General features: G+C 64.0%; 13 protein-coding genes and 1 tRNA gene. 6 read left to right on the forward strand and 8 right to left on the reverse strand.

The window, feature by feature from the left end:
* Positions 1-71: 71 nt before the first annotated feature.
* The 4 genes from QO011_RS08260 to QO011_RS08275 form a co-directional block, all read right to left on the reverse strand.
* On the reverse strand, positions 72-947 hold the full coding sequence (locus tag QO011_RS08260) for a phytanoyl-CoA dioxygenase family protein (RefSeq protein WP_307270158.1): 876 nt from the start codon (positions 945-947) through the stop codon (positions 72-74).
* 138 nt (positions 948-1,085) lie between these two features.
* On the reverse strand, positions 1,086-1,700 hold the full coding sequence (locus tag QO011_RS08265; RefSeq protein WP_307270160.1) for an O-methyltransferase: 615 nt from the start codon (positions 1,698-1,700) through the stop codon (positions 1,086-1,088).
* Positions 1,701-1,725: 25 nt separating this feature from the next.
* Positions 1,726-2,028, reverse strand: a complete 303-nt coding sequence (locus tag QO011_RS08270) for a DUF2218 domain-containing protein (RefSeq protein WP_307270161.1) — start codon at positions 2,026-2,028, stop codon at positions 1,726-1,728.
* Complete coding sequence (locus QO011_RS08275) at positions 2,025-2,534, reverse strand: PadR family transcriptional regulator (protein WP_307270163.1); 510 nt, start codon at positions 2,532-2,534, stop codon at positions 2,025-2,027. The genes QO011_RS08270 and QO011_RS08275 overlap by 4 nt, the downstream gene beginning before the upstream one ends.
* Positions 2,535-2,800: 266 nt before the next feature.
* Between QO011_RS08275 and QO011_RS08280 the strand changes: the two genes are divergently transcribed.
* Entirely contained in the window at positions 2,801-3,568 is a 768-nt protein-coding gene (locus tag QO011_RS08280; RefSeq protein WP_307270165.1) for a class I SAM-dependent methyltransferase, read from the forward strand.
* Between the two features lie 83 nt (positions 3,569-3,651).
* Here the strand turns inward: QO011_RS08280 and QO011_RS08285 are convergent, their stop codons facing one another.
* On the reverse strand, positions 3,652-8,460 hold the full coding sequence (locus QO011_RS08285) for an NACHT domain-containing protein (protein ID WP_307270168.1): 4,809 nt from the start codon (positions 8,458-8,460) through the stop codon (positions 3,652-3,654).
* Between the two features lie 359 nt (positions 8,461-8,819).
* On the opposite strand from QO011_RS08285, the gene QO011_RS08290 reads away from it, so the two are divergent.
* Entirely contained in the window at positions 8,820-9,089 is a 270-nt protein-coding gene (locus QO011_RS08290; RefSeq protein ID WP_307270170.1) for an ATP-dependent DNA ligase, read from the forward strand.
* Positions 9,090-10,023: 934 nt separating this feature from the next.
* On the opposite strand, the gene QO011_RS08295 is transcribed toward QO011_RS08290, so the two are convergent.
* Positions 10,024-10,692, reverse strand: a complete 669-nt coding sequence (locus QO011_RS08295) for a TetR/AcrR family transcriptional regulator (RefSeq protein WP_307270172.1) — start codon at positions 10,690-10,692, stop codon at positions 10,024-10,026.
* Positions 10,693-10,773: 81 nt separating this feature from the next.
* On the opposite strand from QO011_RS08295, the gene QO011_RS08300 reads away from it, so the two are divergent.
* The gene (locus QO011_RS08300) at positions 10,774-11,514 is read left to right on the forward strand and encodes an SDR family NAD(P)-dependent oxidoreductase (RefSeq protein ID WP_307270175.1); all 741 of its coding nucleotides are present in this window, start codon (positions 10,774-10,776) and stop codon (positions 11,512-11,514) included.
* 140 nt (positions 11,515-11,654) lie between these two features.
* Here the strand turns inward: QO011_RS08300 and QO011_RS08305 are convergent.
* A tRNA-Asn gene (locus QO011_RS08305) sits at positions 11,655-11,730 on the reverse strand.
* Positions 11,731-11,945: 215 nt separating this feature from the next.
* Between QO011_RS08305 and QO011_RS08310 the strand changes: the two genes are divergently transcribed.
* Positions 11,946-12,197 (forward strand): hypothetical protein, encoded by a 252-nt coding sequence (locus QO011_RS08310; protein ID WP_307270178.1) that lies wholly within the window; start codon positions 11,946-11,948, stop codon positions 12,195-12,197.
* Here QO011_RS08310 and QO011_RS08315 read toward each other — a convergent pair.
* On the reverse strand, positions 12,187-14,001 hold the full coding sequence (locus QO011_RS08315) for a PHA/PHB synthase family protein (RefSeq protein ID WP_307270181.1): 1,815 nt from the start codon (positions 13,999-14,001) through the stop codon (positions 12,187-12,189). The genes QO011_RS08310 and QO011_RS08315 overlap by 11 nt on opposite strands.
* 116 nt (positions 14,002-14,117) lie before the next feature.
* On the opposite strand from QO011_RS08315, the gene QO011_RS08320 reads away from it, so the two are divergent.
* Entirely contained in the window at positions 14,118-14,471 is a 354-nt protein-coding gene (locus QO011_RS08320) for a hypothetical protein (RefSeq protein WP_307270183.1), read from the forward strand.
* A 218-nt stretch (positions 14,472-14,689) separates the two neighbouring features.
* Positions 14,690-15,907 carry an LL-diaminopimelate aminotransferase gene (locus tag QO011_RS08325; RefSeq protein ID WP_307270185.1) on the forward strand — a complete coding sequence of 406 codons (1,218 nt, stop codon included), beginning with the start codon at positions 14,690-14,692 and terminating at the stop codon, positions 15,905-15,907.
* Positions 15,908-16,209 lie beyond the last annotated feature (302 nt).

The following is a 16,209-nucleotide window of genomic DNA, read 5'->3' on the forward strand; positions in this document are numbered from 1 at the left end:
CTGAGGCGCCGAGCCACGCCGCGGGCCCGGCGATCGCCGGGCGCCATCGCAACGCCGTCAGAGGCGGAACGCTAGTTCCACCAGCCCCTGTGCTCGCGCTTGGGCTGCCGCAGCACCCCGTCGCCGCTGCGCGGCGGCTCGATCTCGAGCAGGTAGCGATGGACGGGGCTCATGCGGCCGTACAGCTCCGGCGTCAGGTGATCGAGCTGCACGAGCTGCTGCGGCAGGTCCCGCCTAGTGTAGGTCAGGTGCAGCATCCGGCGATAGGTGTTGCTCCGCTTCAGCGTGCCGGCATGCCACATGGACGAGTTGCAGATGATCGCCGAGCCCGCCGGCGCGGTGACCAGCACCTCGCCGGGATAGGGGGCGCCGAGGTCCTCGGGCACCCGCGCCGCCTCCGCCGGCGACAGGGGCCGGGGCTCCCAGTCGCCCTGGTTGACATAAGGCACGTTGATCGGCGCCCAGCGGTGCGATCCCGGCACGACGCGGGTCGGGCCGTTGTCCGGCGTCATGTCGTCCATCATGATCATGGCGTTGACCACCCACCAGTCGTCGTCGAACAGCTTGGGCACGTCGACATGCAGGTCCTGCTTGCCGTAGCCCTGGACGGGATCGCGAAGATTGGCGCCGTGCACCTTGATCTCGCCGAGGAGATAGTGGGCGGCGCCCAGCACCTCCGGGATCTCCAGGCATGCGTCGAAGGCGTCGGTCTTGTTGAAGATGTTGGAGATGCGCCGCGCGCCGGGCTCGACATGGACTTCGTGGCCGCCCCGATCGTTCTCGACGGCATGGATGCGCTCGAACTCCGATCGCATCCGGTCGACCGTCGCATCGGGAAGCACGCCCTCGACGATGAAGAAGCCATCCTCGTCGAGCTGCGCCGCCTGTGCCGCCGACAATCCCGATGACGGGATGCCCAATTCCCTCATGGCCTGCCTGGTGTACATCCGCTTCCTCCGATTGGTTTTTTTCGAAACGTTCAGCGAAACGCCTCATTCGTACCAATGCGATCGGGGGCGGGGCAAGCTGGGGGAAGGCGAGCCCGTCGGCGCGACGGGCGGCGGCAATCGGGCTCGCCGTCGACCTCAGCGCGGCTCGTAGCGGCTGACCTCGAGGCCGCTGCCGACCGGCAGCAGCACGCTGGTCATGCCGGGCTTGCGCCGGATCGCCCGGGCGTAGCGCTGCACGTCCTCGCCGCCGGGGTAGAGCAAGTTGTCGGCGACGACGATCGCGCCCGGGGCGAGCTTGGGATAGAAGGCCTCGAGGCAGGGCAGGTAGAGGTCCTTCCACAGGTCGAGGAAGACGAAGTCGAGCCCGGCCGGCAGCGCTGAGATGCCGGCCACGGCGTCGCCGACGCGGAAGTCGATATGCCCGGCGAGGCCGGCCTTGTCAGCCATGCCGCGGGCGAACTCCGACTTGTAGGCGTGCAGCTCCATGGTGACGAGCCGGCCGCCGCTCGCCCGCGCCGCCTCGGCCAGCCAGATGCCGGAATAGCCGAAGGAGGTGCCGATCTCGAGCATGGCCGGCGCCTGGAGGCTGCGGGCCAGGATGTTGAGGAAGCGGCCGGTCTCCGGCGGGATGGCGCGCATGCGCCTGTCCTGCCCGCCGTCGCGCCCGCCCGGTGCCTCGCGCGGCTGCGTCTGCTCCTCGCGGATCAGCGCGTCATAGGCCTCGAGCACCGCCGTGATCTTCTCGTCCATGGGATGTCCTCGCGATTGCGCCGTCTCAGGCCGGCCGCCAGTCGATCTGCAGCTCCTCGCGGAAGGCGAAGCGCAGGAGATGGCGCGCCACCACGTCCTGGAGCTGCGCCATCTGCTCCTCGCCCGGAGAGGCGAGCGCGATGTGGAGCACGCCGTCGGCGGCCGCAAGGTCGCAGTCGCCGATCTCGAAGCCGATGCGGCCGGCGTGCTCGTCGAAGGTGACCGGGCGCCGGTGCCCGAAATGCTTGCAGAGCTGCTGCAGGTGGCGCGAGGCGTTGGGCGTGGCGACGTCCGCGGCGCTGCGCAGGGCGGAAGGGGTGTCGGTCATCGGCTTTTCTCCACGGCTCGGGCCGCGACATCGAGCGCCGCGGCGATCGCATCGGCTGCCGTCTCGTCGAGCGGACCCTGCCGCAGGCGCAGACGCAGCGCGAATTTCAGGTTCTCCATCGCCCGCAGCACCGGCGCCGGCACCTCGCCGGGGCCGGCGCGGGCGAGCAGGGCATCGGCCGCCGCCCGGTTGGCGACGAGGAAGGCCTCGCCCTCGGCCGTGATGCGGCACAGCCTGCGGCCGGCCGCCTCGGCTTCGAGGGCGGCGTAGCCCATGTCGTCGAGCCAGGCGAGGGTGGGGTAGATCACCCCCGGGCTCGGCACATAGCTGCCGCCGAAGCGCTCCTCGATCGCCTTGATCAGCTCGTAGCCGTGCCGCGGCCGCTCGGCGATCATCGCCAGCAGGAGGAGGCGCAGCTCGCCATAGTCGAAGAGGCGTCCGCGGTGACGGCCGTGAGGGCGACCGGGGTCGTCGGGATCGGGGAAGGGGTCGTGTCCCTGCCGCATGGGTCACGATATAAGTCTCGATATATCGGAAGTCAAGATATATCGAGATCATATCGAGATGAGGCGGGCCAACCCGCGCCCGCGACGCCGACCGATCCCCTCCTCCTTGCGGGGTGGAGGTCTATCAGGTTGGTTCGCGACGCTGGCCGAAGGGCGTCTCCCGGGTCCCTCAAGCCTCGTGCTCCCATGCACCCGCGTCCATGGCGAGCCGGCCGTGCTAGGCTCCCGTATCGGAACGAGGCGGCCGCCGCTCGCGGGGAGGATCCATGCAGTACAGCGAGGCCTTCACCAAGGCGCTGCAGTTCATGTGGGGCGACGGGTTCCTGTCGCCCGGCGGCCCGGAAGAGGTCGAGGACATGTTGCGCGGCCACGACCTGTCGGGCTGCCGCGTGCTCGACATCGGCGCCGGCCTGGGCGGGGTCGACGCCCTTCTCGTCTCCCGGCACGGCGCCGCCGCGGTCCTCGGCATCGACGTGGAGGCGCCGCTGATCGAGGCCGCGCGATCCCTCATCGCCGAGAGGGGCCTTTCCGACCGGGTGGCATTCCAGCTGGTCGAGCCGGGGCCGCTGCCGTTCCCGGACGCCAGCTTCGACGTGGTCTTCTCGAAGGACGCGATGGTGCACATCCCCGACAAGGCGGCGCTCTACCGCGAGGTGCTGCGGGTGCTGAAGCCCGGCGGCGCCTTCATTGCCGCGGACTGGCTCTGGGCCGAAGGCGCGGCGACCAGCCCGGTCGTCCAGGCCTGGGTTTCCAAGGGCCCGCTCACCTTCGCCTTCACCACGCCGGCCGAGGCGGCCGCCGCGATGCGGGATGCGGGCTTCGCGGCCGTCTTGGTGGCCGACCGCCGCCACCTCCTGCAAGCGTCGAACCGCCGGGAGGTGGAGGCGCTGGAGGGGCCGGCGCGGCAGCGGCTCGCGGATATCGTGGGGGAGGAGATGGCGCTCGCGCGGCTGGCCAGCGCCCGCGGGCGGCAGAACGCGCTGGATGCGGGGGAGCTGATTCCCAGCCATTTGAGGGCAATGAGGCCAGTGTAATCGGAGATCTATGATGTGTCGACAGCCAGGCCATCTTCGACGAAATAGAGGGCGGTGCTGCTGAGGCGGAGCTTGATGCTGACTCACTCAAGGTGCGCGAGCTTGGCTTGAGATTGAAGTTCCATGAATCGCTGTCGCTCTTCGCTATCAAGCAACTCTGGGGGGATCGATGCTAGGAACTCTTCGGCTGCGAACGGTAGGTCGCAGAGAAGAAGAGCATCCGCAATACAAAGCGCGTCATAAACATCGGGCGTCGGTCGAGAGGCTAATCGGAATAGGATTGAGCGCGCTTCTGCTCCAAACCCTATATTATGGAGCAACTCCGCCCCCCTGGCACACGCACTGACGTCACAATTGTCCTCGGATGCCAAGCGTATAATGAGATCTCGCGCCGCCTCCTTCGAGACCGCGTCTCCGAGGCTACCGAGTGCCTCCATCTTATCCAGAGCGCTTGTTCCCGCGCGTTCAATGTAGTTACGGCAGATTGTAATCGCACGTTTTGCCTGGCCGCAGGCGGCCAAGGCTTCAATACCGTCTGGCCAAACCAGATTTTCGGCGATCAGATCGATCGATGAGAGTAGGATTCTTGCATTCTCCTTGAGCCCAACGCTCGCCAATCCTTTGGCACAGTCGATACGCTCGCGGGGCGTATTTGACGCGGATTTTGCCATAGCAAGAAAAGTACGCCGCGCCAGCGACCAATCATGAATGTCGATAGCGGCTCGACCAATGGCTAGTAAGTCGGTACAGGTTGTGGCCCTGGTCGAAAGTCTTCGTAGGCGAGCACGAGCATCGCCTGTCCTGCCAAACTGGGACAGAGTGCGACAAGCGAAGGCTCGTTGAGAGATGTCAAGCTGCGTGCTTGAACAGATTTCTTTCAATGTTCTTGCGGCTTCATCTTGGCCGACTATTTGTTCTTGAAGTTTATGTAGATATAAAAGTTCATTTATCGCTAATCGATCATTTTTGATTTGCTTTTGCAGGGATATTTTTCGAGTATCCAAAACTGTGATGGTAAACTTTGTTGCGCCATATTCAATGAGAGTTCTAGCGATCGGCTCAATGTCGTAGGTACTAAAGCCTTGGTGGTTCACGACTTCCTTCATGAGGTTAATGAAATCTGCGACTGGAAGAGAGGCCTTGCTCAACAGCAATAGGTCCTTGAGCAGCTCGGATTCAAGCTCCTTGACCTGACCCGAACTCAGGGCTTCGGAGAGAGCGCTCGCCGCCTGGCGGCCGGCAAACGGCCCTTCGACCAGAAGCCCAAGTTCTTTCCAGATCCGTACGCGTATGCACAGGTCTTTTTCCTCAGCGAGAGCAAGATGGAAGCGTTTGGTGGCTCCATCGCGCGAATCAGTAGCTAAGTGAAGGTATGCGGCCTGGATATGACTGAACTCTTCGCTGTCGAGCAAAGTCCGCCAATGTTCGATTCGCGTTGGATCTTTGCGAAGAGCGTAACGGATCGCAGGCCAGCGCAGCCGGACGGGTGTCGCCTCGTCCTCACAGATCGCGTCCACTCCGGGCCAGAACGGGTCGTGCAAATAGTCGCTGGCATCGCCGAGATCCTTCAAGCCCGCTGCGGCGAAACGGCGCTCGATCGGTTGAGCTCTGTCTGCCGCAATCTCTTGAAGAGCCTTGATCATCGCACCGCAGATCCCATCGGCTAGAGGCTCGTAGGTCGTGTCGCCGCGATGGCGCATCATCTCTAGGAATGCGTGAGCCGCCTCGATGAACTGATCTGGAGACAACTTTTTGTCCCACACGACATCGTGGCCGCCATCCATTGCCTGGAACTGATCATGATAGCTCAAGAACTCCATCGCCTTGATGCCGGCTTCCACTGTCTCTTCCGGAGAAATCGTAATGTCGAAGGCCAGATCGAACGCCGTTCGGCTTTCCATTTCATTCAACTGTTGGACCGCTTTTATACGCAGGTCCGGCGAAAGCTCTCGATTGAGAATGATATGTCGAAGCAGATTCTCGCCACGCTTTGAAGCGGTTTGAACTCTCTTCGCCTGTAGGAGAGTACTCAGAGATGCTATCCGCAAAGCGTGATCGTTGCTCGACAGGAGGTCGCCGCAATGATCGAGAAACTCGTCCCAAGCGGATGTGTGAGCAAATACCTTCGAAATTTGCTCTAGACAGCGATTAGTCAGATCACCTGAGTGTCGTAATCGCCGAAATGCAGCAATTGCGAGATCTATGCGGCCTGACTGGGTAAGTTGTCCGATTGCCTCCGCTCGCTCGCCAGCCGACTCGGCCGGCTCGAATGCCACTTGACTAAGGATTGCACAACCCTCTTCCGGCTCACCACCGAGCACGAGGGCTCTCCCGCATGAAACACGATACCAGGGTTCATCAATGGCGATGCGCTTTAACGTTGAGACCACAACTCCGCGCAAAGGAGAGGCGAGCAGGTGCGGGACGGTGCTGAAACGCTCGTAGCGAGGTGCTGCTGCATCGCTGAGTAGGGCCTGAAGCTCCGTCAGTCCAAAGTCATCGTGCCGCTTGAGAAGCTCAAGCGCGCTTCCAATCCGATCCGTCGCGCTTCGCCGGCGATTGGTAACGTCCGGCAGCAGGGCCTTGTTCGCAAGATCTTTGAGTTTTTTCAAGCCGGTGCGAACAAATGCGGCCTCTCGGCAGGCATTGACACGATCTAGCAGTGCCGCCATCTGGGTCGCATCATAATCGTAGCCCCGCTCTGCGTTGTGGGACCATTCCATAGTATCGAAAGCACGTCGCGCCGCCGCCTTCGCTTTTCTTGGTTTGCCGATCGCCAGATATGTTTCTGCGAGTACGCTGAGTTCAAGTTCGCTGCTTAACTCGCGATCAAGGCGGTTGAGAATATCGGCTGCAGCTTGCCCTTGGCCGAGCTTGTGGAAAGCCTCAGCCAGCGTCATCCAACTCAGATCCATGTCGGGCGGTTTGCTCTGCCACTCCGAGGCGAGCTCAGCCGCACACGCTCGAGCCTCAATCTTCGCGCCGATCTCTATGAGAAGTGCGACGGCTAGGACGCGGCTTCCGCAAAAGGAGCTAGCCTTTCGACTGAGCGACATAAGAAAGGCCCGTGCTTCGCTTTGAAGCCCAGCCGTTGCCAGCCCCTGGGCCGCATATGCGGCGTCTTCAGAATAAGTCCAATCGTCCCCAGCGATTCTACGAAGACAAACGCGCGCAGACTGATAGTGAGATGCCATCAGCGTAAGTTGTTGGACAGGCCCATTGATATGACCTGGATCCCAATCGTCCTCGCTTCCGTGCATCCATTTATCGACAGCAAGCTCGATCACCTTGATCGGAAGATTCTGGTCGCGACTTGCAAGCTGTGCGATCAGTCGAAGCCCAGGTTCACCGAAGACTAGAAGATCTTCCAGAGCAGATGTCGTATCTTGACCGTCTCGTCTCCAGATTTCGATAACGAATGCGATTGTCTCCCACCCTTCTCGGAACGGCGAGATAGACCGCCAAGGCGCGACCTGCGACTGGTGTGCTCGCGCCAGTGCTTCAGATCTGAGATAGCTGCGGAAACTCTCGTGGATGAAGGTCAGCCGCTCGCCATCCTGTCGCACGATGCCCGTTGATAGAAGTAGCGTCTTCGCTCTTCTGCTTCTGGCGAGCCCAATAAGTCCGTCCGGTAGCAGTCCAAGTTCGGCCGTGATCTGCTCTGCGTGCCCAGCGAGGTCGGATTCCAGGCTTGCGCAGGCTTGTAGAAGTTCAAATCCAACCCGCATCTCGCGAAGCGATAATTCTCGGCTGCGCTCCAGCCGATCTATCACGAACTCTCGATAAAGCGTTGCATGAGACGAGATCTTTTGACGCCTCATAAGTGCGGACAGTGTCAGAACGAGCGGGTTGCGAGGTAAACCTTTTGAGCCAAACTGCTCATGATGAGGGGTTCCTAAAGTAATTTTGGCAATCAGCGCGTCGGCCTGTTCTGGCGTCGGCTCTTCAATTTTGACATAAGCGAACCCAGGTAAACGGAGAGCCGATCGGCTCGCAAGTATGATGTTGAAAGATATTCCGTGATTCTTGAGCTTTGTAAGAAGATTATTCCGACTCTCAAAGGAGATTTCATCGATTCCGTCGACAATGGTGAAGAGTGATTTAGGGGCGCCTGGCTGTCGTGAATCGAAAAAGTACGTTGGAACCTCGAATGGAAGGCGAATCGCCATTTCTTGCGAGACCGCACGTGTAATCGCCGCGGTGAGGTCCATCCTGTCCCACACAAGCGCCTCTGCCTTGATGTATACTGGCAACGGTTCGGCTAGAAATTTATTGAAATCTGTTATTTCCAACTGCCACCGAGCTTGATCTAGAACCCACTTCCGCAATTGTATCGATTTGCCTGCGCCTGAATCGCCTATCAGCACAAGTGGAACGCTACACGACACAATAGCGTCCGACAGCGACTCGAACCTGAGTTCGTCTGGATAGCGCTGTTGGGGTTGATCCGATCGAACGGCTCGGAAGGCCTGCGGCACCCATACCTCATCGAGGTTGAGCTGGCTGTCTGTTCCACCGACGATCGGGAGGTCGGAACAATATTCGATGAGAGCGCGGAGATAGACGAGTCTGAAGAGAAGGCGCGACAGCTCGGCCGCTTCATTTGTGTGAGATTGAATCCACTCGACGAAGGCGGCCTCAATGATGGCCGGCCGTCGATTCTCATCGATCTCGTCGAGTCGCTCACGTAAGTACTCCGGGAAACTGTCATTGATTCGCTTCGTCCAGTGCGAGAAGATCGCTTGGGCTGCCCCTGTGACGCGCTGGCCTACCGCAGCGGCTACTTTGCCACTTAGGTTCGTAATGACCTTCTCACCAGTTTTTGTGAGAAGTACCGCGGGGTCGAAGCCAAGTTGGCTCACAAGCGCCCAAAGTGACTGAATCGAGATCATTGCAGCACATTAGCGTAAGGAGTTTAAAGAGCGCGGTCGTTGATGTGGATTCCGTCGATCATCCATCAAGTTCGGCAAGCGTCGCCAATTAGCACTCGGCGTGCAATACTGTGTAATCGTCCACCGTCCAAGTCACTCAATCTCAACGAGAATCCCGCTCGATAACCCCATGCCCGAGACCAGACGCTTCTGAGCATGGTCTTCCGCTGGCTGATGTGATTCGGCGCCCGGCGCCGCAGTGTGTCGATCCAGCGCCGCCGGGACTCGCGCTGGATCCGATGCCGGAGCGAGTCGAGCCCTGCCTGGCGCTGCCTGCGCCGAAGGTCCCAGCCGGTCCAGATTAGGCCTGTGACGTCGAGTTGGACAGTTATCGTCTGGCGCTGCATGTCGAGCCGGCCGGCGTCCGCATCCTGGCCCGCGGCGGACACGACTGGACCCATCGCTTTCCCACCATTGCAGAGGCGGCCCGATCGCTCGGGCCGGCGACGCTCATCCTCGACGGCGAGGCTGTGGCGCTCGACGACAAGGGCTGGTTCGATCTTGGCCTGCTCCAGCGCGCGCTCGGCAGGCCCGGCGGCGCGCGCCGCCGGCGAGGTGATCCTCTATGCCTTCGACCTTCCCTATGTTGACGGCCACGACGTCCGCCGTTTGCCCCAGGCCGAGCGCCGGCACATCCTGGAGGAGTTGGTGCCGGCCGGCGTCACGGGCGCGATTCGCTTGTCCGAGGAGGTTGCTGCGGATGGTGAGGCGCTCCTGCGCACGGCCTGCGGGGCAGGGGCTCGCCGGCATCGTCGCCAGGCATCGAGATCGGCCCTATCGCAGCGGCCGGCACGACGACTGGGCAGCCGGAACGACAGCTTCGTCGTCGTCGGCTACGAGCCGTCGAGCGCTCAGCTCTGCGCGGTCGAGAGCCTGCTGCTCGCCGTCCGGCAAGGCCGCTCGCTTGTTCCCCGTCGGTATCGTCGCCATCGAGGCAGCTCAACTCTCGGCATGGGCCCTGCACCGGGCGCTGGAGCCGATCCGCAGCATAAGCCGGCGATCCGGATCGAGGGGCGGCATGTCGTCGCGGTGAAAGCCGCTCCGGGTCGCCGAGATCGAGCACCGCGGCTGGACCAGAGGCGGCACGCTGTGGCATCCCTGCTTCAAGGGGCTGCGGGAGGCGGCGGAGGCCACGAACGTGTTCGTGCTCGATGCCGACTGACGCTGTCGCCGTGAGATCGGGCCGTGGCCCGCGAGGCGTCTTGAAATAGCTGGCCCCTTGAGCTGAATGAAGGTGCGAACTTTGAGTCGCCGATTGCCGTCGAACGTTCGCCAGAGCTTCCAAAGTGACTGACCTACTACCGAAAGTTCATCCGGCGGCGATTGGAACCTCGGCGGATTGTGCGAGGTGTCGACCGCTGACAGATCCTTGGCATCTTCATGTCGATGGCTCGCTCGCCCGCAACCTCGGCTTCCAACCGACCGTCAGGACTGTCTGTCAGGCCGTACAAGAAAAGATCGTGTGAAAGCACGCTGGCAATCCGTGGCGACTATTATAGCCGTCCATCGGCCATCCCGGAGGGATCAGCCGCCACCATCCCCAGGCCCGGCGGTCCGGACGTCCCATCCCGCCATGGCGACATCCGCCACCGCCTCCAGGTCGGCGCGGCTTGCCCCGTCGCGGGCGAGGATCGACATGCCGTTCTGAACGGTCTGCACGAAGCGGGCGAGCGCGTGGAGGTCGGTCGAGGTCGGAATTTCGCCTTCCGCCACCGCCCGGTCGAGGCGGGTCGACAGCCGTTCGAAGGTGACGGCGCGCGCCGACCGGGCCAGCTCGCCCAAGTCCGCGTGACCTTCGCTGCCGACCGACGAGAGCGTCACCATGCAGCCGCGGGGGATATCCGCGACACAGCCGGTCAGCGCCGCGGCCGAATCCTCGAGGAAAGACCGGACGGCATCGCGCGCGGTTCCAGCCGCGTGAAACCCGGCCCAAACATATCCTTCGTTGGTCACGGCATAGTGGCGCAGCGCCTCAGCATAAAGTGCTTCCTTCGATTGGAAGGCGGCATAGAGGCTGGGCGCACCGATACCCATCGCGTGCGTCAAGTCGGCGATGGACGTCGCCTCGAAACCCTTGGCCCAGAACAGGCGGGTCGCTTGCTCCAGCGCAGCGGTCCGATCGAACGCGCGCGGCCGCCCGCGCGCAGGCGCGGTCGTCGCGACGGCATCGGAGCTCGGGCCAGAATTTTGCATCAACCGCTACATAAACCCATTGACCCCTGGCGGCAATGACTCTAGCCTTTCTGTATCGATCACTAGAGAAATGGTGTTACCATGACGGACCTGGTTGGAAAGCGCGCGCTCGTGACGGGCGGGTCACGCGGCATTGGCGCGGCGATCGCGATCGCCCTCGCGGAAAAGGGCGCGGATGTAGCGCTCACCTATGAGAGATCCGCCGAACGTGCTGCCGAGGTCGTTCGGGCGATCGAGGGCAGGGGCCGCAAGGCCGTCGCCATTCGAGCAGACAGCGCCGATCCGGCGGCGGTCAAGCGCTCCGTCAACGAAGCGGCCGAGGCGCTGGGCGGCCTCGACATCGTCGTCAACAATGCCGCGATCGCACTCTACGCCACGACGGCCGAGATCAGCGTCGAGACCATCGACGCGATGCTCGACGTCAACGTGCGTGGACCCGTGCTCGCGGCGCAGGCCGCCATTCCCTATCTTTCCGCGGGCGGGCGCATCGTCACGATCGGTTCCGCCGGTGCGGAGCGTATCGTCGGACATCCCGGCACGTTCTACTATATGACCAAATCCGCCTTGCACTCGTTCACGCGCGGACTCGCCCAAGAACTGGGACCACGCGATATCACGGTGAATCTGGTCCAGCCGGGCTCGACCGACACCGACATGAACCCCGCCAACGGTGAGTTCTCCGACTTCCAGCGCAGCCTGAGCCCGCTTGGGCGGTACGGCGCGCCGGAGGACGTCGCCGCCGCCGTCGCCTTTCTGGCAAGCCCTTCGGCGCGGCATATCACCGGCGCCATTCTGACGGTGGACGGGGGACAGACGACCTGAAACGGGCATGGCCCTGTCCTGCGGAGACGGGCCGGTCTCCTCCGCTCCGCGACTGGGTCGTGAATCAAGTCACAGGTTCGTTCCGGCCATCCCTGCCGTAGTTTCGGCGGCTTCAGCGCGCCGTAGCGTATAAAAGACGGTGGCTCCCTGAGCAGGACTCGAACCTGCGACCATTCGATTAACAGTCGAACGCTCTACCAGCTGAGCTATCAGGGAATGTGGCCGAAGCCTCAGCGAGGTCGCGGCTATAGCAACATCGCTCCGCGTTGCCAAGCGCCTTTCGCCGGCCGCGGCGAGAAACCGCGGAGCGCCTCCGGGCATCGTTAGCGCCGCCTTGCAGGCTTCGCGGAGAGGGCGTGAACTTTCCACGACAGAGCCGCATTTCTCGTGCGGGAATGGCACGGGGCAGGCGAGGGAAGGGCTGGCGGGGGATGCACAGGCCGAGGATCCGATTCGGCGAGCGGCATGTCCACCTGCCGCGGTCGCGGGCGCTGCGGCTGCTGGTCGGCGGGCTGTTCGTCGCCGGCGGCCTGCTCGGCTTCCTGCCGATTCTCGGCTTCTGGATGGTGCCGCTCGGGCTGCTGATTCTCTCGGTCGACGTGCCGGTGGTGCGGCGCTGGCGCCGGCGGGCGGCGGTGTGGTGGGCGCGGCGGCGACGCGCCCGGCAGGGCCTCAGGCCTTGATCTTCACATAGCTGCCGGGCGCCTCGCCCAGCGGCTTCCTCCGGCCGCCGGGCTTGCGCTTCGCCGCCGCGATGCGCTCGGGCGCCTGCGCGGTCAGCCAGGCGAGCCAGTCCGGCCACCAGGAGCCGGGATGCTCCTGTGCGCCGGCGAGCCAGTCCTCGTAGGCGCCCTCGGGCGGGCCGCCGAGCCAGTACTGGTACTTGCCCTTGGCCGGTGGGTTGATCACCCCGGCGATGTGGCCCGAGCCGGTCAGGACATAGCGCACCGGGCCGCCGAAGGCGGCGGAGCCGACGAAAACCGACTTGGGCGGGGCGATATGGTCCTCGCGCGTCGCCAGGTTGTAGATCGGGATCGTCACCTTCTTCAGGTCCACGGGCGCGCCGTCGATCTCCATGCGGCCCCGGCTGAGGCGGTTCTCCAGGTAGCAGTAGCGGAGATAGAAGGAGTGGTTCGCCTCGGGCATGCGGGTGGAATCGGAATTCCAGTAGAGCAGGTCGAAGGGGAAGGGCTGCTTGCCGCGCACATAATTGTTGACCACGTAGGGCCAGATCAGGTCCTGGCTGCGCAGCATGTTGAAGGCGGCGGCCATCTTCGAGCCGGCGAGATAGCCGTGCTCGGCCATCTTGCGCTCCACCGCCTGGATCTGCTCCTCGTCGACGAACACCTTCAGGTCGCCGGCATGGGTGAAGTCGACCTGGGTGGCGAACAGCGTCGCCGAGGCGATGCGCCGGTCGCCTTGCGCCGCCATCCAGCCCAGCGTCACCGAGAGCAGGGTGCCGCCGACGCAATAGCCGATGGCGCTGACGTCGGTCTCGCCGGTGATCTTGCGGATCTCGTCCAGGGCCGCGAGCGGGCCCTCGCGCATATATTCGGCAAAGCCCTTGCGGCGCTGCTCCGGGCCGGGATTGACCCAGGAGATGACGAAGACGGTGAGCCCCTGCTCGACGCACCAGCGGATGAAGCTCTTCTCCGGGTTGAGATCGAGGATGTAGAACTTGTTGATCCAGGGCGGGCAGATCAGCAGCGGGCGCTGGTAGACCGTCTCGGTGGCCGGCGCGTATTGCAGGAGCTCCATGGTCTGGTTGCGGAACACAACCTTGCCCGGGGTGAGCGCCAGGTTGACGCCGACCTCGAACTTGGAGGCGTCGGACTGGCGCAGCTTGAGGTCGCCCTGGCCGGCGGCGATGTCCTCGGCCAGCATGTGCAGCCCGCGCACCAGGTTCTCGCCGTTCTCGGCCAGGGTCTGCCGGATCAGCTCCGGGTTGGTGGCGATGAAGTTGGAGGGCGAGAGCGCGGCCGAGAGCTGGCGGACATAGAAGTCCGCCTTGTGCTTCATGTGCGGCTCCAGGCCCTCGGCGTCCTTCACCAGCTTGTCGGCCCAGCGCGTGGTGATGAGATAGGCCTGCTTGATCACGTCGAAGAACTGGTTCTCGCTCCATTCCGGCGCCTTGAAGCGCGGGTCGCGCGGGTCCGGCGCGGCCGCGGGCGCGGCCGGCTCGCCGGCCATGCGCTTGAGCGAGGAGGCCCACAGCTCCATGAAGCCGGAGGCGAGGCGCGACTGCGCCTCCACGGCGCGCTGCGGGTCCTTCATCCAGTATTCGGCGAGATGGCCGAAGGTCTTGACCGCGTCGGCGATCTCGTCGGTAAGGCCGGTCTTCACCCGCCCGTCCTCGCGCGGGCGCAGATAGGCCGCCATCGCCTTGCCGCCCTCCTCGATGGCGCGGGCGATGTTGCGCGAGAGCGCTTCGATATCGCCGCCGGCGAAGGTGAAGGGGTCCTCGGGCGGTTTCCTGTCCTTGTCCATGCGGCCTTGGGCTTGACGCGTCGCGTTCTGGGGATCGATCCGGCTCACGGCTTTAAACCACTGTCGGCGGGCATCCGCCAGTCGTATAAGCGCTGCGTCATTACAGCGAGGCGACGATGCCGGGCAGAGCCTTCCCGACCCTTCCGATCCTGCTGGCCGCCCTGGCGCTGGCCGGCTGCGAGACCACGGGCGGGCCCGACGAGACCATGTTCGGCCTGCGGCATGGGCCGCTGCCGTCGCCGCAGCCCTTCGTGGTGGACTCGCGGGGGGCCGTGCCGCCGGACTATCCCTCCGTCGGCGCCATCCCGCCGGCGCGCCAGGACAAGGTGCTGAGCGTGCCCGAGCGCAAGGCGCTGGAGGACGACCTCAAGAACCACCAGGACAAGTCCGCCATCGCGCGGGACGCGGCCAGCACGCCGAAGCAGTGGAAGAAGAAGAAACCGAAGCCGGAGCAGACGCCGCAGACGTGAGGGGGCGGGAGCGCCCGTTGCAGGCTGTCCGCCGCGTTCTCTACGCCCCCCACTCCTTGCCCTCTACCGCAAGGGGGAGGGGAATAGTTGCCGCCGCGCCTTGACCGCGTCGCCTGCTGCAAAAGCGCGGCGATTTGCCATCGCGGCGGCTTCGTTTGGTCACGAATAGTGCTACAAGGGCTGCCCTCATCGTGAGGCCTCCAACCGGAACCCGAGCCATGTCCGACTTCTATTCCACCCGCCGTCTGCCGCCCTACGTCTTCGAGCAGGTGAACCGGGTGAAGGCAGCGGCACGGGCGCAGGGCGACGACATCATCGACCTCGGCATGGGCAATCCGGACCTGCCGACGCCGAAGTTCATCATCGACAAGCTGATCGAGACGGCCCAGAAGCCGCGCACCAACCGCTATTCCGCCTCCAAGGGCATTCCCGGCCTGCGCCGGGCCCAGGCCAACTATTATGCCCGCCGCTTCGGCGTGAAGCTGAACCCGGACACCCAGGTGGTGGCGACGCTCGGCTCCAAGGAGGGCTTCGCCAACATGGCGACCGCCATCACCGCGCCGGGCGACGTGGTGCTGTGCCCGAACCCGTCCTATCCCATCCACGCCTTCGGCTTCCTGATGGCGGGCGGCGTCATCCGCTCGGTGCCGGCCGAGCCGAACGCCGACTTCTTCCGCTGGACCGAGCGCGCCATGAAGCACTCGATCCCCAAGCCTATCGCCGTGGTGGTGTCCTATCCCGCCAACCCGACGGCGCTGGTGGCCAGCCTCGATTTCTACAAGGACCTCGTCGCCTTCGCGAAAGCCAACGAGATCTTCATCCTCTCCGACCTTGCCTATTCCGAGATCTATTTCGACGGCGTGCCGACGCCCTCGGTGCTGCAGGTGCCCGGCGCCATGGACGTGACGGTGGAGTTCACCACGCTGTCCAAGACCTTCTCCATGGCCGGCTGGCGCATGGGCTTCGCCGTCGGCAACGAGCGCCTCTGCGCGGCCCTGGCGCGGGTCAAGTCCTATCTCGACTACGGCGCCTTCACGCCGATCCAGGTGGCGGCGGCCGCGGCGCTGAACGGGCCGGAAGACTGCATCGTCGAGATGCGCGAGACCTATCGCAAGCGCCGCGACACGCTGGTGGAAAGCTTCGGCAAGGCCGGCTGGAAGGTGCCGGCGCCGGCGGCCTCGATGTTCGCCTGGGCGCCGATCCCGGAGAAGTTCCAGCCGCTCGGCTCGGTGGAGTTCTCCAAGCTGCTGGTCGAGAAGGCCTCCGTCGCCGTCGCGCCCGGCGTCGGCTTCGGCGAGCACGGCGACGGCTATGTCCGCATCGCCTTCGTCGAGAACGAGCAACGCATCCGCCAGGCCGCCCGCAACATCCGCAAGTTCTTCGACAGCGCCGACCAGACCCTGCACAACGTCGTGCCGCTGCAGAAGTCGGCGTGAGGGTTGGGTTGTGACAGCACGAAGCGCGGGGCCGTCGACTGGGGCCGGTGGTCTGCGCCAAGACAGTCGCCCGTGGTGTTCGCTACGAAATCGAACGATTTCGTCGGGATGGCCGGGTCAAGCCCGGCCATGACGCTGCGGGTGGTGCGGCCGTCTCAGCCCTTGCCGCCAGGGTTCCGTCATGGCCGGGCTTGACCCGGCCATCCACGCGCGCAGGAAGGGTAGAACGGAGCACCGCCTCATCCGATGGCTTGGGTAGGGCATTTGCGTTCCATCCGGCGTCTGCCCACCCATTCCCCGCT

The sequence above is a fragment of the Labrys wisconsinensis genome (genome assembly GCF_030814995.1).
GTDB lineage: Bacteria > Pseudomonadota > Alphaproteobacteria > Rhizobiales > Labraceae > Labrys > Labrys wisconsinensis.